Annotated in this window: 18 protein-coding genes; 14 read left to right on the forward strand and 4 right to left on the reverse strand. The window is 55.1% G+C overall.

All coding sequences use genetic code 11. The annotated features are described in order from the left end of the window. From ACMTNU_RS15935 to ACMTNU_RS15955, 5 genes are all read left to right on the forward strand, one after another. Positions 1-282, forward strand: a complete 282-nt coding sequence (locus ACMTNU_RS15935; protein WP_413936294.1) for a DUF507 family protein — start codon at positions 1-3, stop codon at positions 280-282. A 73-nt stretch (positions 283-355) separates the two neighbouring features. Beyond that, positions 356-631 (forward strand): DUF507 family protein, encoded by a 276-nt coding sequence (locus ACMTNU_RS15940; protein ID WP_413936295.1) that lies wholly within the window; start codon positions 356-358, stop codon positions 629-631. A 19-nt stretch (positions 632-650) separates the two neighbouring features. Beyond that, positions 651-1,106: a tetratricopeptide repeat protein gene (locus tag ACMTNU_RS15945; RefSeq protein WP_413936296.1), complete on the forward strand. Its 456-nt coding sequence runs from the start codon at positions 651-653 to the stop codon at positions 1,104-1,106. A 30-nt stretch (positions 1,107-1,136) separates the two neighbouring features. After that, positions 1,137-1,604: a thioredoxin-dependent thiol peroxidase gene (bcp, locus tag ACMTNU_RS15950; protein WP_413936297.1), complete on the forward strand. Its 468-nt coding sequence runs from the start codon at positions 1,137-1,139 to the stop codon at positions 1,602-1,604. A gap of 55 nt (positions 1,605-1,659) precedes the next feature. Next, a complete protein-coding gene (locus ACMTNU_RS15955) occupies positions 1,660-2,511 on the forward strand; it encodes a hypothetical protein (protein ID WP_413936298.1) in 852 nt (283 codons plus the stop codon). 526 nt (positions 2,512-3,037) lie between these two features. Here the strand turns inward: ACMTNU_RS15955 and ACMTNU_RS15960 are convergent. The 3 genes from ACMTNU_RS15960 to ACMTNU_RS15970 all read right to left on the reverse strand — a co-directional run bounded on the left by ACMTNU_RS15960 (position 3,038) and on the right by ACMTNU_RS15970 (position 6,098). Further along, complete coding sequence (locus tag ACMTNU_RS15960; RefSeq protein ID WP_413936299.1) at positions 3,038-3,211, reverse strand: hypothetical protein; 174 nt, start codon at positions 3,209-3,211, stop codon at positions 3,038-3,040. Between the two features lie 295 nt (positions 3,212-3,506). Next, positions 3,507-4,730 (reverse strand): HD-GYP domain-containing protein, encoded by a 1,224-nt coding sequence (locus tag ACMTNU_RS15965; protein WP_413936300.1) that lies wholly within the window; start codon positions 4,728-4,730, stop codon positions 3,507-3,509. A gap of 135 nt (positions 4,731-4,865) precedes the next feature. Then, entirely contained in the window at positions 4,866-6,098 is a 1,233-nt protein-coding gene (locus tag ACMTNU_RS15970) for an HD-GYP domain-containing protein (RefSeq protein WP_413936301.1), read from the reverse strand. Positions 6,099-6,226: 128 nt separating this feature from the next. Between ACMTNU_RS15970 and radA the strand changes: the two genes are divergently transcribed. From radA to ACMTNU_RS16015, 9 genes are all read left to right on the forward strand, one after another. After that, positions 6,227-7,621, forward strand: a complete 1,395-nt coding sequence (radA, locus tag ACMTNU_RS15975; RefSeq protein WP_413936302.1) for a DNA repair protein RadA — start codon at positions 6,227-6,229, stop codon at positions 7,619-7,621. Between the two features lie 13 nt (positions 7,622-7,634). After that, positions 7,635-8,486, forward strand: a complete 852-nt coding sequence (locus ACMTNU_RS15980; protein WP_413936303.1) for a hypothetical protein — start codon at positions 7,635-7,637, stop codon at positions 8,484-8,486. A gap of 6 nt (positions 8,487-8,492) precedes the next feature. Beyond that, positions 8,493-9,272 carry a tRNA (adenosine(37)-N6)-threonylcarbamoyltransferase complex dimerization subunit type 1 TsaB gene (gene tsaB, locus ACMTNU_RS15985; RefSeq protein WP_413936304.1) on the forward strand — a complete coding sequence of 260 codons (780 nt, stop codon included), beginning with the start codon at positions 8,493-8,495 and terminating at the stop codon, positions 9,270-9,272. After that, positions 9,269-9,841 carry a ribosomal protein S18-alanine N-acetyltransferase gene (rimI, locus tag ACMTNU_RS15990; protein ID WP_413936305.1) on the forward strand — a complete coding sequence of 191 codons (573 nt, stop codon included), beginning with the start codon at positions 9,269-9,271 and terminating at the stop codon, positions 9,839-9,841. Before tsaB ends, rimI begins: the two co-directional genes overlap by 4 nt. 16 nt (positions 9,842-9,857) lie before the next feature. Further along, on the forward strand, positions 9,858-10,097 hold the full coding sequence (locus tag ACMTNU_RS15995; protein WP_090751280.1) for a DUF465 domain-containing protein: 240 nt from the start codon (positions 9,858-9,860) through the stop codon (positions 10,095-10,097). Positions 10,098-10,139: 42 nt separating this feature from the next. Continuing rightward, complete coding sequence (gene tatC / locus ACMTNU_RS16000; protein WP_413936306.1) at positions 10,140-10,916, forward strand: twin-arginine translocase subunit TatC; 777 nt, start codon at positions 10,140-10,142, stop codon at positions 10,914-10,916. Beyond that, positions 10,913-12,007 carry a hypothetical protein gene (locus ACMTNU_RS16005; RefSeq protein ID WP_413936307.1) on the forward strand — a complete coding sequence of 365 codons (1,095 nt, stop codon included), beginning with the start codon at positions 10,913-10,915 and terminating at the stop codon, positions 12,005-12,007. The genes tatC and ACMTNU_RS16005 overlap by 4 nt, the downstream gene beginning before the upstream one ends. Before the next feature lie 20 nt (positions 12,008-12,027). Beyond that, positions 12,028-12,540, forward strand: coding sequence for a peptidylprolyl isomerase (locus ACMTNU_RS16010; RefSeq protein ID WP_413936308.1), 513 nt, complete (start codon positions 12,028-12,030; stop codon positions 12,538-12,540). Between the two features lie 62 nt (positions 12,541-12,602). Beyond that, entirely contained in the window at positions 12,603-13,331 is a 729-nt protein-coding gene (locus ACMTNU_RS16015; RefSeq protein WP_413936309.1) for a hypothetical protein, read from the forward strand. Between the two features lie 56 nt (positions 13,332-13,387). Here the strand turns inward: ACMTNU_RS16015 and ACMTNU_RS16020 are convergent. Then, on the reverse strand, positions 13,388-13,870 hold a 483-nt coding region (locus tag ACMTNU_RS16020), incomplete at its 5' end, for a glycosyltransferase (RefSeq protein ID WP_413936310.1).

Below are 13,870 nucleotides of genomic sequence, written 5' to 3' on the forward strand. Positions count from 1 at the left end.
ATGCGGCTGTCGAAAGAGCGGGTGCGTCATCTCGCGGAAAGTCTGATGGGGCATCTGCAGCGACACGACGATCTTGAACTGGTTGGAGACCGCAAGGTCTTGGTCGATGCGCTGGATCATGCCATCACACAGGAGTTGTCAGCTGAAGATCGTCTGAATGCCGAGGTGCGCCAACTCCTGAAGGGCTATGAGCAGCAGATCGAACAGGGGCAGGTGGATTACCAAAGAATGTTTCAGATGGTGAAGCAGAAGTTGGTGCGTGAGCGGGGAATCATTCTCTGAGCGTGAAAGGTGAAGCGTATTTCGTGAAGCGTCCGCGAACGACGAGACACGAGCGACGTACGACGCGTGTGATATGTTGACGGAAGAGAAAGTCAGCCATTTATCGCATGTGATTCTCACGGCTATGAAGAACGTTTCCGGTGTTCGGCTCAAGCGCAGTGACGAGCTGGTGTTGAAGGAAATTAAGAAGGTGTTGGCGGATGAACTTGCGCAGGAGCAGCACATTGATCGGACGGTAAGGACGAAGCTCGCCTCATATTCGCGAGGTCTTGTTGAGGGGAGTGCCGAATGGGATGTGTTGTATCGCAAGACGTTCGAAGAAGAGACTCGCAAACAGGTGAAGCGCTGAACAACGAGGTTCTGTGACCATGACAAGGATGATCTCACGCGCGGCGGTTCTTGGTCTCCTGGTCCTGCTGCTCGTAGGCACAGGCTGTTTCCAGAAGCGGAAGCCGCTGGTGCCGCTGGCTCTGGATGGGGAAGCCCGGCCGCAGGCCATGACCTTGACCGAACAGGGGACACAGGCGTATCAGGCACAGCAGTTTGAAGAAGCCAAACAGTATTTCGAACAAGCCGTGACTGAAGCGCCGAAATCCGGCCAGGCCCACTACAACTATGCGTTGGCGCTGAACGCGCTCGGCGATTCAGCGGTCGCGAGAAAGCATTTTCTGGAAGCCGCTGATCTCGCTCCTGGAGACAAAGTCATTTGGGACTCACCGGCACTCTCCCCATACGGCAACCCTGAGGACAAGAATAAGAAGAAGCCGGGGCTCTATACGCCTCGTCGATCATCGTTCGGAAGTGGCATGCCAGGCGGCTATTAATTCACGTCAATCATGACGAAGGGTGGAGCTATGAGCAAAGAACTGGCGGTTGGAGACAAGGCACCGGAGCTTGGCATTCCAGATCAGCATGGAAAAGCTGTGATGCTCAAGAGTTTTAAGGGAAAACAGATCGTCCTCTACTTCTATCCAAAAGACGATACGCCTGGATGTACGAAAGAGTCCTGTGATTTTCGCGATGTAGAGTCTCAGATCCTTCGGGCGGGTGGCGCCATTGTGGGTGTCAGTTTGGACGGGAGAGAATCCCACCAGAAGTTCATTAAGAAATTTGGGTTACCGTTTCCGCTGCTCAGTGATGAAGATGCCGCCATCTCCAAGGCCTATGGTGTCTACAAAGAGAAGAATATGTACGGGAAGAAGTACTGGGGTATCGAGCGCAGCACGTTTGTCATTGATCTTGAAGGAAACGTGAAAGCGGTCTTTCGGAAAGTGAAAGTCGATGGTCATGCAGACGAAGTCCTGAAAGCATTGAAGGCGTAGTCGCCATCAGCGATCTTGTGCGGTGTTTTTCAACTCTCAGAAGGCCGTGCGGCTTATGATGCTTTCAATCCGCAGGGCCTGCCTCGTGTTCATCCTGATCGGTACTGCCTTTCCGGACCTGCTGTTCGCGGCGGAGAAGAGTTCCGCCGCCATTTTCGTGAAAGATACGCTGACCACGCCTGGCCAGCCGGCGACCGTCGAAGCCAAACTCGTTTCGAAACATCTGGTGCTCATTGCTGCACTCGGAGGAGAACCACTTGAACTCGTGGTCGATGGAAAGGTGGTCGCCGAGGCGTTAACTGGCTGGGATGGCAGGGCATTCCTGACCTTCACTCCAAAGGCACAAGGTCTTGTATCAGTCCAAGTCCGCGTCGGGAAGAGTCCGCGAGTGGATCAGGCTGAAGGCCAAGCCAATCTCGTCGTGTGGGAGAAGCGGCAGCCCATTCTCTTGATCGAGCTGTCGTCGCTGCGTGAGCAGCCGGCACCTAGTCGAGTACCACCCGTTGGTGCCACGATCGAATCAGAACAGAAGCCTCTGGCTGATGCGGTCGAGGAGCTTGGAAAGCTTACGCAGTTTTATTACCGAGTCATCTATGTGGTGGAAGGGCGGGATGGGTTTCAACGCAGTGCCGACGCCAGGGAGTGGTTGAAGAACCATAAGTTTCCGACTGGCTACGTCTTGACGCTCCCTGTTATCGATACGAACACGATGGGGACAAAGATTGACGAGCTCCATACAGCCGGCTGGAGGACGGTGAAGGTCGGCGTTGGCCGATCGAAAGGATTTGCCGAGGCGTTTCTTCAACGCCGTCTTGAGGCGATCATGGTGCCGGAACCGTCAAAAGGGGAGGTGCCGCGCAAGGCGAAAGTGGCAAAGGATTGGAAGGAGGTGCGGAAGAAGTTGTAGAGACATCGGGTCGATGTATACATGGAATCTTGGTTGTGGGGTTGCAAGCAGGATTGCTGGCTTTGTATTTCGACAGGCTCTCGGGGGCGAGGGGTGTGTTGCTGCCGTCCGTGCTGGGTTGGACCGGCTTCATGAACCGATGGCAGCGTTGTTTAGTGCTGTGGTTGAGCGGATTTTACAGCTCCATGAGAAGCAATAATGCGACGCCTTGTTTTGATACTTAGGTCAGTCCGTGTCAGTTTCACTCTCTCGACATCGGTAGACGTTGAGACGGGCATATTGAATTTTTACGGCGTTTGGAGGGATTTGGAAAGATAGGGATTGGTACGAGCTAACGAATGTTTCAGCATAAACACACTGTATCCTAATCATATGCTCCGTGCGTCACAGAAATAGTGTTTCCCCAGCCAGGCTTCTTATCAAAGGAGTCTGTTGGGGCGATTTCTGCTTGTTTCGTATTGCGGATCGTCGTGATTGCTGGTGGGGCCATACGGGCTCGGAATCCGAGCCCGAATAGTGAGGGGCCTCAGCGCGTGGCGATGGTCTGAGCGTCTTGGGATGCAAGGCTCTTTCGGCGATTCTCGGCAATGGTGCGGTCGATAATGGCGCCGCAGTTGAAACATTTCCACGCGTAAAAGACGAGAAAGAAATCCGAGAACCGCTCCAGCATCATCGTCCCCTTACACTTCGGACATTCCATCGATCCCTCCTCAGGTGGTTACGTGCACAACTGTTGCCGAAGTAAAGCAAGAGCCGCGCCAAAGCCTCGCCATTCAATTCTTCAATGATTCGAGCATTACGTATTACCACGTGATACGGAATTTCAAAAACTTGACGCTATGCGCTGGTTGGCGCGTCAACCTGTTGGCGGTTGTATGCTGTAATAGGGGTCGGGAGTCTTTACTGTGTTGTTTCGGATAGACATGAGGCCGAGCGCGTGCGTAGATAGCGAGAAGCCATATTAGGAGAGTGGTTTGCTATGTATGGCGGGGAGCTTATGCGGCTTTCTTGTCGAGGTAGTCGGTTGGGTCGATGCCGACCTGTTTGGCATCGAGAACAGTGGCGACGCTGCGATGGGGTTGCTCGAGTTGTGCCACGAGATCCAGCTCTTTGGGGTGTGACAGGAGGGTATTTGCCGCGCTCTTCACGAGCAGTACCACTGGTGCTAACGGTGCATGGTGATGCACTTCTTTGACGATTCCAGTCTCGCCCGTATTCAGCTCCACAACTGATCCAACGGGATAGAGGCCGACGACGTGGATGAACTGCTGCACCAAGGCGGCATCCAGATGGCCCTCAAGTGACAGGCGATAGAGAAATTGGAGGGCTTCGTGGGCGGCCTGCCCCTTGTGATAGCAGCGGTCGCTGGTCATCGCATCGTAAATGTCCACCACGGCAGCCATCATGCCGACCTGACTGAGTTCACTTCGGACTCGCCGGTAGGGATAGCCGGTCCCGTCGACCCGTTCATGATGTTCCAGCGCGGGACGGAGGTAAGAATCTCCCAGTCCCGTCGTGGTTGAGAGTATCTCCACGCCACGGAGGACGTGTTGCTTCATGATCTCCATTTCATCTGGTTTGAATCGCCCCGGCTTGTTCAGGATCTCAGTTGGGATCTTCGTCTTTCCGATGTCATGCAACAGGCCGCCCACCCCGATTTGATGTAAGGTCGTTCGATCAAACTCAAGATGCCGTCCCAGAGACATGGCGAGGATTGACGTATTCACCGAGTGATAGAAGGTGTATTCATCAAATTTCTTGAGCCGCGTCAGACTAGTGAGAGCATCGGGGTTTCGCAAGACACTATCCGACATATCCGAGACCACCCGATTGACTTCGTCCATATTGATGGCTCGGCCGAGTCTCGTATCGTGCATGGCGTTCTGCACGATCGTTTTGGCGGCGTGATAGGTCTGCCTGGCGGAGGGCAGCTCTTCGTCGAGTCCGATAGTCGGTGGCACCGATACTCTGTCATCCGGTGCCGTGAAGATCGGATCACTGGTGATGTCGGGTGCGGTTTTCACGGCCTCAGTGGTTGCGTGTTTCTCCTCGATATTCACTACCAGCGTACGCACCCCACAGGCTCTTAACTGGGCGATCTGATCCGTTGAGGTGATCGTCATCTTGTGGCGAAAGAACGGCGTATCCAGCCAGGACCGGTCCAGCTGTTCCACCAGCATCCCCGGCTTCAATTCGTCGATTCCAATGCGCTTTTTCATGGCAATAAAAAGGTCAATCGGATCCTTCGCTACGTGATATCGGACCCCTATTCGCAAATCTTGAGGTGCAATGAGCCGTGGCGGGTCCGGTGAGGTGGTGAGACGCGAATGAGGTGCAGGATCTTATGCTTAGCGCTAGGCGGCTTTCTTATCGAGGTAGACGGTTGGGTCGATGCCGGTCTGGTGGGGGTGGAGGACAGCTTTGATACTCCGAGGGGGTGTCGCTGTCTGCTGCGAGAGATCCTCTTCCTGCGGGTGTGAGAGGAGCGTATTTCCTGCGCCCTTGACGAACAGCACCACCGGTGCCAGTGGCGCATTATGGTTGATCCGTTTGACGATACCGGTCTCACCGGTATTCAGCTCCACCACTGATCCGACCGGATAGACTCCGACGACCTGGATGAATCGTTGCACGAGTGTGGGGTCGAGGTGACCTTCAAGCGAGAGCCGATACAGCAATTGGAGGACTTCATGGGCCGGTTTGCCCTTATGGTAGACCCGGTCACTTGTCATGGCGTCATAGATATCGACAATCGCCGTGATCAGGCCGACCTGACTGATATCTTGATGAGCGCGTCGATGCGGATAGCCGTCGCCGTTGACTCGCTCATGATGTTCGAGTGCCGGTTGGATGTATGTGTCGCCCAGGCCGGTCGTGCTGGAAAGGACTTCGACACCCCTGAGCACATGTTGTTTCACAATCTCCATTTCATGAGGCTCGAACCGACCAGGTTTATTGAGAAGTTTGAGAGGGACCTTCATCTTTCCGATATCGTGCAAGAGTGTGCCGACGCCGGCTAAATGGATCATCGGCCGATCGAAGCCAAGGCTTCGGCCCAGAGACATCGCGAGCAAGGCCGTATTCACAGAGTGGTAAAAGGTGTATTCGTCGAATCGCTTGAGCCGTGACAGACTGGGGAGCGCGTCCGGATTGCGAAAGACACTCTCGGTCATATCGGTGATGACGGTTTGCACGGCATCGACATTGAGCGCTCGTCCTAGCCGTACGTCTTGCATCGCATTTTGCACGATGGTCTTGGCGGCCTGATAAACCTGCTTGGCCGCCGGTAACTCTTCTTCGAATGGGACATATGTCGGAGTGGGGGATGGGATGGGATCCGTGAACTTGCTTGTTGATTCGACGGGTGTGTCCTCAGGAGTCGGTGGTGTCGGTGTTTCTTCACGGATCTCTTTGGACTCCATGCGGACGGTCAGGGTCTGCACGCCGCAGGCTTTCAGCTGCGCGATCTGCTTGGCGGAGGTGATCGTCATCTTGTGGCAAAAAAACGGTGTACTCAACCAAGACCGGTCGAGCTTGTCGATCACCATGCCCAGCGTCAATTCTTCGATTCGGATTTGCTTTTTCATAAGTGGTTGCTTGGGTTAATCCATCACTGGACCATATCGGATGGTACATCACAAGTCTTGAGATGCGAGCCCAGTGTCATCATACTGCGTGGTCCTTTCCTTCCCTTACTCCATCCATTAAGATAGCCATGGGGGCGATTGTTATCTGTGAGGATCCATCGTTGAAGTCGAAGGTTGTTTTTTCCTGCCAGGCCTGTGGCCATCAATCGCCACGATGGCTCGGCCGCTGTCCCGACTGTGGCGGTTGGAATACCATGAAAGAAGAGCGGCAAGCGGCAACCGGCAAGGGCCGGCCTGCTGATTTGAAAACCGCTCAAGCCAAGGCCACACCCATCGCAGAGATCGAGGTGGTGGGCGAGGACCGTCGGTTGACCCACATCGGCGAGTTTGATCGAGTCTTGGGAGGTGGTGTCATTCCCGGCGCGGTGATCTTGATCGGTGGTGATCCCGGAATCGGGAAGACGACGTTGTTGCTCCAGGCCTTGCCACGGTTGGCGACGAAGGAGGCTCCGGTTCTCTACGTCTCAGGGGAAGAATCGCCTCGGCAGATCAAAATGCGTGGACAGCGATTGGGGATCGAACACCCGCATCTGTTGATTCTGGCTGAAACGTCACTCGAACTGATCTTAAAGGCGGTCCAGGAAGTACGGCCTGTCGCGGTGGTCGTCGATTCTATTCAGACCGTGTACACGGAACAGATCACCTCTGCGCCGGGCAGCATCAGTCAAGTGCAAGAGGTGGCCGGACAACTGATGTGGTTTGCAAAGCGCGCCGGCGTACCGGTCTTCATCATCGGACATGTCACGAAGGAAGGGGCGATCGCCGGGCCGCGGTTATTGGAGCACATCGTCGATACCGTGTTGTATTTCGAAGGTGACAAGGGCCACAGCTATCGAATTCTCCGTGCCGTGAAAAATCGATTCGGATCAACGAACGAAATCGGCGTCTTCGAGATGAAAGACACTGGGCTCGAAGAAGTGAACAATCCGTCGGAGTTGTTCTTGGCTGAGCGTTCTCAGCGGAGTGCGGGATCAGTGGTGGTATCGAGTCTTGAGGGAACGAGGCCGATCCTGGTCGAGCTGCAGGCGTTGGTGTCATCGACGAGCTATGCCATGCCCAAGCGGATGGCGAATGGGGTGGAATTGAATCGTGTCTCTCTGCTGCTTGCGGTGATGGAAAAGCGACTGGGTGTGCATCTTTCCGGGCAGGACGTGTATGTCAATGTCGTGGGTGGCATGCACATCGATGAGCCAGCCATTGATGTGGGGATTGTCGCAGCCGTCGCTTCCAGTCTGCGAGACATCCCTATCGAGCCGGGGTTCTTGATGTTGGGCGAGATCGGTTTAGGCGGTGAAGTCCGCGCGGTCAGTCAGGCTGAGGCGCGCATCCGTGAAGCGGCAAAAATGGGATTCAAGCGCTGCCTCTTACCTGAGCGAAACTTGACAAAGCTGGACCCAATCGAGGGGATGGAATTGATTGGGATTCAAGAGGTCAGAGAGGCGCTCGACGTGGTCTTGGCGTAGTGTGCTGGTTGGGATGGAACGGTCACTACAGATGATCATTACGCGTCTGTTCTTGGTCTTGCTCCTTGGGCCGCTCGTCTTGTTTGCTGGCTGCGCAGTGGTAGGTCCCAAGGAAGAGCTGCCGCTCAAACGAGTCACGGTTGAGGACTTAACCGCCCTGTTGCGGCAACGTGACGCTGCGGTCTCGTCGATGAAAGGATTGTTCAGCGCCAAGGTACGGGGTGGGCTGATTCCGATCCTCTCCCGAGTCGAGGGAACGGTCTACTATCGACGGCCGAATTCCCTGAGGCTGAAAGGCTTTACTCCCTTGGGGGGAGAAGTGTTTGAGTTCGTGCAAGCCGATGAGTGGTATCGGCTCCGGCTCCCAATGGAAGGAAAAGTCTATACTGGTTCTCAAACCGATTTAAAAGACCAGGGGCATCTTGCCCGGTTCTCTCAGCTGAGTGCATGGGCCATCGGAGGTCTGTTGGGTGCGAATGCGCTTACCAGAGAAGAAACTGCCAAGCTTGTACTGGAGCGGAGTCGGTATCGCCTCGATGTCTACGGGGTGGCACGTGGAGTGGGCCATTCGTCGAGGACACTCATCCGCCGTCTCTGGTTTGACCATCGGCTGCTGGTGGTGCAGGAGGAGCGGCTCGGCGGGGATGGGGAGATTGAAGCCACGATTCACTACGATGATTTTAGGCCTCTCGATGAGGGAGGTCCCGTGTCGTCGCAGGCCTTCGCCGATGCAGAGACTCGATCCCTGCGCCCGTTCAAAATTTCTCTTGAGGATGGCCGAGGGCAGGGGGCTCTGCAGGTCACCTTCCATGAACTGCATCAGAATCAAACGATCACAGCGGAAGACTTGGGACAGACCTTGTAACCAACGATGAAGATCCTCGCAATTGAAACGGCCACGACGTGGCAGAGTGTGGCGATTCTTGATGAAAACGGCGTCCTGGCTCAGCATGGGGAGGAGGCCGGTGGGGCCCATAGTGCAGTGCTGTTGCCGACCATCGATCGCCTGCTCACGCAATCGCGAGTGCAACTGCATGAGCTGAGCGGGCTGATCTGCTCAGCTGGGCCTGGCTCGTTTACGGGGATTCGAGTCGGTCTCGCCACAGGCCTCGGACTCCGGGCCGCAACCGGACTTCCCCTGGTTCTTGTTCCAACATTGGAGGCCATGGCCTGGAATGTGGACAGCACGATGCCGGTTTGTCCTCTGTTGCCCAGCCGTCGGGGAGAAGTGTATTGGGCTATCTTTCGTCGTGGCGTGGATGGATGTATCGAGCGTGTGCTTGGTGAGCAGGTCGGGACGGAACAGGCGTTCGTTCAGAGTCTTCATGAACCGACATTGGTCTATGGTGCGGGATGGGCGGCGATGGCACCAGAGATCCACGACCGGCTGATAACGGCGGGCATGGTGAGGGTCGGATCAGACCAGCTCTTTTCACCGTCGGCCGTCTCGGTTGCCCGCGTCGGGATGAGTCGACTTCAACGAGGGGAGGTTGCGGGGGAGGTCGTGGCTCCGCTCTATGTCCAACGGGCTGAGGCCGATATTCAATATGAACAGTCAGGAGGGCTTTCCTCAGTCGCGAGGCGTCAAATCCGTGTTGAGCGGAAGACGGCGGAGCGATTGGCGCGAGGCCGGAAACGATCGAGGGCGTGATTCATCCGTGTGGTGGTAGCGCGATGTTGGACCTGCATATTCTTCCCGCGACAGCGGACATGTTGTCCGAGATTGTTTCACTAGAAGAGGCTTGCTTCTCGGCGCCTTGGACGCGCAAAATGTTGGAAGCTGAGTTGACGGGGAATCCCTTCGCACATTTTCTTGTCGCATTGAGCCAGGATCGGTCGAGAGGAGAAGGGAATCCAGCAATTCTCGGGTATCATTGCTTTTGGATTGTGTTTGAAGAGCTGCGGCTGATGAATTTGGCGGTTCAAGGGACGATGCGCAGGCATGGAGTGGGACGGGCATTGGTGATGGAGGCCTGCCGCCAGGGGTTTGAACAGGCCGCCACTCGAGCGACCCTTGAAGTCAGAGCCTCGAACGAGGCTGCACGGTCGCTGTATACGCAGATGGGGTTTATGCCGGTCGGCAAGCGTCCTCAGTATTACACCCATCCCACAGAAGACGCACTCTTAATGGAAATGAATCCGCTTGTGCTGCCAGGTGGGCGGCGGCGCGATCAAACCGGCCGCTCAGGAGGTGACTCACCGTTACCAGATTCACTTTAACCAGGGGAGGTGTCGTATGTTGACGGAAGATGCGATCATGTTACAACTTCGCCACACCAACACCGAATTTCGAGAGCTGGAAGAGTCTCACCATCGCCTGGATCTTGAGCTCAATGAGCTACAAAGGCGTCATGTTCTGACGCCAAACGAAGAGATCGAGAAAAAACGGATTCAAAAAGAGAAATTGGTCAAGAAAGACAAGCTGGCGGAATTCATTCGTCTGTATCGGGACCAGCAACTGGAGCCAGCACGGTAATCAACCACTTGACAGGCAGACTGAGGATCCTTAGCTGGCTTTATGCAGCACGTCGTGCATCCGCTTGCCCTTCATATCCAAGCCGTCAAGCGGCGATTGCTCATCATCGGGGCGACGATGGTGAGCGCACTGGTGCTTACGTTCACGTTTTCGTCGGAGATGGTGGCCTGGCTCAATCGCCCGTTCCCGAACCAGCTGGCATTTTACGGGCCGACGGAAGCGCTCTTTGCTTCGATCAAGGTTTCGTTGTTGGCGGCGGTGATCTTGAGTCTGCCGGTCATTTTCTACCAGTGTTGGAAGTTCATTGAACCAGCGTTGTTGCCGACCGAACAACGCTGGGCCATCCCGCTGTTTATGATCGCCGGTGGGTTGTTCGCATTAGGATTGGTGTTCTGCAATGTGGTGATTCTGCCGCTCGTGATCGAGTGGTTTGTGAGTTTTGGGTTGGACCGCGACATTACCCCGGAATTGAGCGTGGGGACCTATATTGATTTCAATGTGAAGTTCTTGCTGATCTTCGGGTGTGCGTTTGAATTGCCGTTGGTCATGACACTTGCGGCGATGACGGGATTTGCTTCCGCACGCACGTTCACCCGGTACCGGAAGCATGCGATCTTGCTCTGTCTCATCGTCTCGGCGGTCGTCACGCCCGATGCCACACTGTTTACGATGTTGCTGATGGCCGTTCCTCTGATGGCGCTGTATGAGGTCGGAATTCTTGGCGCGCGGTTGTTCGGACGGAATCAGACTCACCATGACGTTGATTTGCCGCTTGACCCGGATCTGCCGATCAACACTGCGGGAACGAGGGTGCGATGACGGCTCAATTTGGAAAAGCTTGTCGGATCTCCGTTCTCACCGTGACCATGCTTGTGGGGGTTGGTTTTCAGTATGTGGCCAAGGGTGAGGCCTTTCAGGCTCATCTCGCATCGTCACCGGCTCTGATCCCGGCGGCCGATCCCGCATCATCGCCTGGTCCATTTGAACAATCCGTTGCCAGCGTGCAAGCGCTCGTCATGGACGGCCATGGGACGATTTACGCCGGGTCATTTGGACATGGTATCTTTCGCAGCGCCGACCGCGGTTCCACATGGGTTCGAGTAGGGGGGGGAGTGACTGATCCATTTATTTTGAGTCTGTCTTCCACCAAGGATGGCGCGGTTTATGCCGGGACGTTTCGTGGAGGGGTGTTTCGCTCCCGAGACGACGGCCACTCGTGGCAGCCGGTCAGTATTGGGCTCAAACAGCTGGAGGTGAAGGCTCTCCTGGCAGTGGATCAGGAACTCTTCGCTGGAACAGGTGATGGTGTGTATCGCCTGCGGCACTCGGACGATCGTTGGATTCCCGTCACGACCGGATTGGACGATATCTTGGTTCATGCTCTGGCTCGCTCAGCTGATGGGACGTTATTCGCCGGAACATCTGGGAAAGGCCTCTTTCGGTTCAGCCCTCGTTCATCAGGGTGGGTACGGTTACATCATGGCTTGAAAGATCATGAAGGGATGATCGAAAACTTCATCCGCGTCCTCGTCATTGATCACGATCAGAATATTGTCGCCGGAACGTTCGACGGCGGCGTCTTCCGCAGTGCCGATGGTGGACTGACCTGGCGACCGATCAGTCGGGCATTGCCCAATGATTCCATCCGGGGTATTGTGTCGAGCGATCGGACATTGATTGTGGCGACGGGGAACGGAATTTTTAAGACCGTGGATCAGGGAAAGCAATGGACTCCGGTGAACAGGGGATTGACGAACCAGGCTATCCAGGTGTTGATCGGATCCAAAGAAACAGGACTCTACGCCGGAACAAGTTCCGGAGTGTTCCGGAGCGACGACGGGAGCTCATGGATTGCCGTGAATGAGGGGTTGGAGGCCGGAGTTGCGCCACCGCCGTTTCTCTTTCGATAATGTGAGAAAGGATAGATCGAATGGCTGAGAACAGTGAGAACGTCCAAGCAACCATTGCCGTGACGAGCAAGGGGCAACCGATAGGCGACATTGTGCTCAAGTTTTTTTCAGATGTGGCGCCCGGTCATGTCACGAACTTTATCAAGCTTTCCAAAGAGGGATTTTACAACGGGACCACGTTTCACCGAGTAATCCCAGGATTCATGATTCAAGGTGGGGACCCGAACAGCAAGAGCCCAGATCGTTCCTCGCATGGCATGGGTGGACCTGGGTACAAAGTGAAGGCGGAGTTCAACAGTACTCCCCATAAGCGAGGCATCGTCTCGATGGCCCGATCGAATGATCCAGATAGCGCCGGGTCGCAGTTCTTTATCTGTGTCGCTGATGCAAACTTCCTCGATTGGCAATATACCGTCTTCGGAGAGGTGGTGAGCGGTATGGACGTCGCCGACAAGATCGTCGCGATGAAACGTGACGGCAGGGACAATCCATTGGAGCGTGCTGAAATGACCGTCACGATCAGCGAGGGGTGAACAGGTACAAGGGGGAAGGAGGGGTGAACGATCAGAGGATACACGATCGAAAGCTGAATGCGATGATGTCGATTGTTATCGTATGGCTGACTCTTTCTCCAATATGGTTGGTCGGTTGCGCGGTCCCACACATTCCCTCACGGATCGTGTACGAAGATCCTGTGAACTATGTGCGACTCGAAGAAGATGCCGATGTGCTCCCTGAATGGCCGCCTACTCACCATACTCACCCATTTCTCATAGAACCGGGAACCATACGTACACTCTTGACGGGAATGAAGGTGCAGGAGCACCGGACTGCCCTGCAACGGTGGTTTCTTGGAGAGTCTCCATTGGTTCAGGCTTTCACGGATGAGGAGATTACGCTCTTGTCGGCTCAACTGGCGGGAGCATTGGCAGAAGCCTCCTATAACGAGCGTGTCACGTTTTATCTCAGCCAACCGCAGACATTTGCTCGGCGCATTATTACGACGGGTGGATTGTATATCCATGGCGCGGAGTTGCATTTTTTGCTGGGTAATTGGCGGATCATTTACGGTATTCCGGCCTATGGTATGATCTACGACCGCCGCTATCCTATGAGGCCGACAGCGGCCAAGGGTTTTGACCTGCTCTTTCAGCCGGTTGAGGCGGTGATTCCTCTACGAAGCAGCCTGCTTGATGAGATCTTTGCCAACGCCAAAGATGAGCTGGTTATTGATTTAACCAAACTTGAATCTTCTGAGCCGGTCACATTGCTCATGAGGACCTGCATGAACAGTCAACTCCTCTGCTCGCGTGAGCCGGGCTGATCTCTCCGTTGGTGTCTTGATTAGGGAGATGGCTTACAAGTCACGGGGCGAGAACTCTAGCGCCTGGCTGGTCTCCTGAAACACATCTTGGGTACTTCCATCAGCCCTTCGATGATCGATGACCACCCAAGCTTGCTCTGGCCTAAGACACGGTCGCTAAATCGAATGGGGAGTTCGGACACCGTTGCTCCAAGCTGTACGGCTCGCCAGGCTAACTCGACTTGAAAAATGTATCCTTTGGCTTGCACGGTCGACAAGGCCATTTCTTCCAGCAGTCCGCGGCGATAACACCGAAAGCCTCCGGTCCAGTCCCGGATGATCGAGCCCAGAAAAAGGCTCACATAGCGATTGCCGCATTGGGATACAAGGCGTCGGCGGGCGTTCCAGTTTTCCGTTCCACCACCAGGCACATAACGACTTCCAATGACCAAGTCGGCTGTGTGGCTGCGGTGAACTAAGCGGGGAAGATCCCACGGGGCATGGCTGAAGTCGCAATCCATCTCAATGATTCGATCATACGGTCGCTGGAGGGCCCACTG

This window comes from Nitrospira sp. BLG_1 (genome assembly GCF_047338595.1).
GTDB lineage: Bacteria > Nitrospirota > Nitrospiria > Nitrospirales > Nitrospiraceae > Nitrospira_D.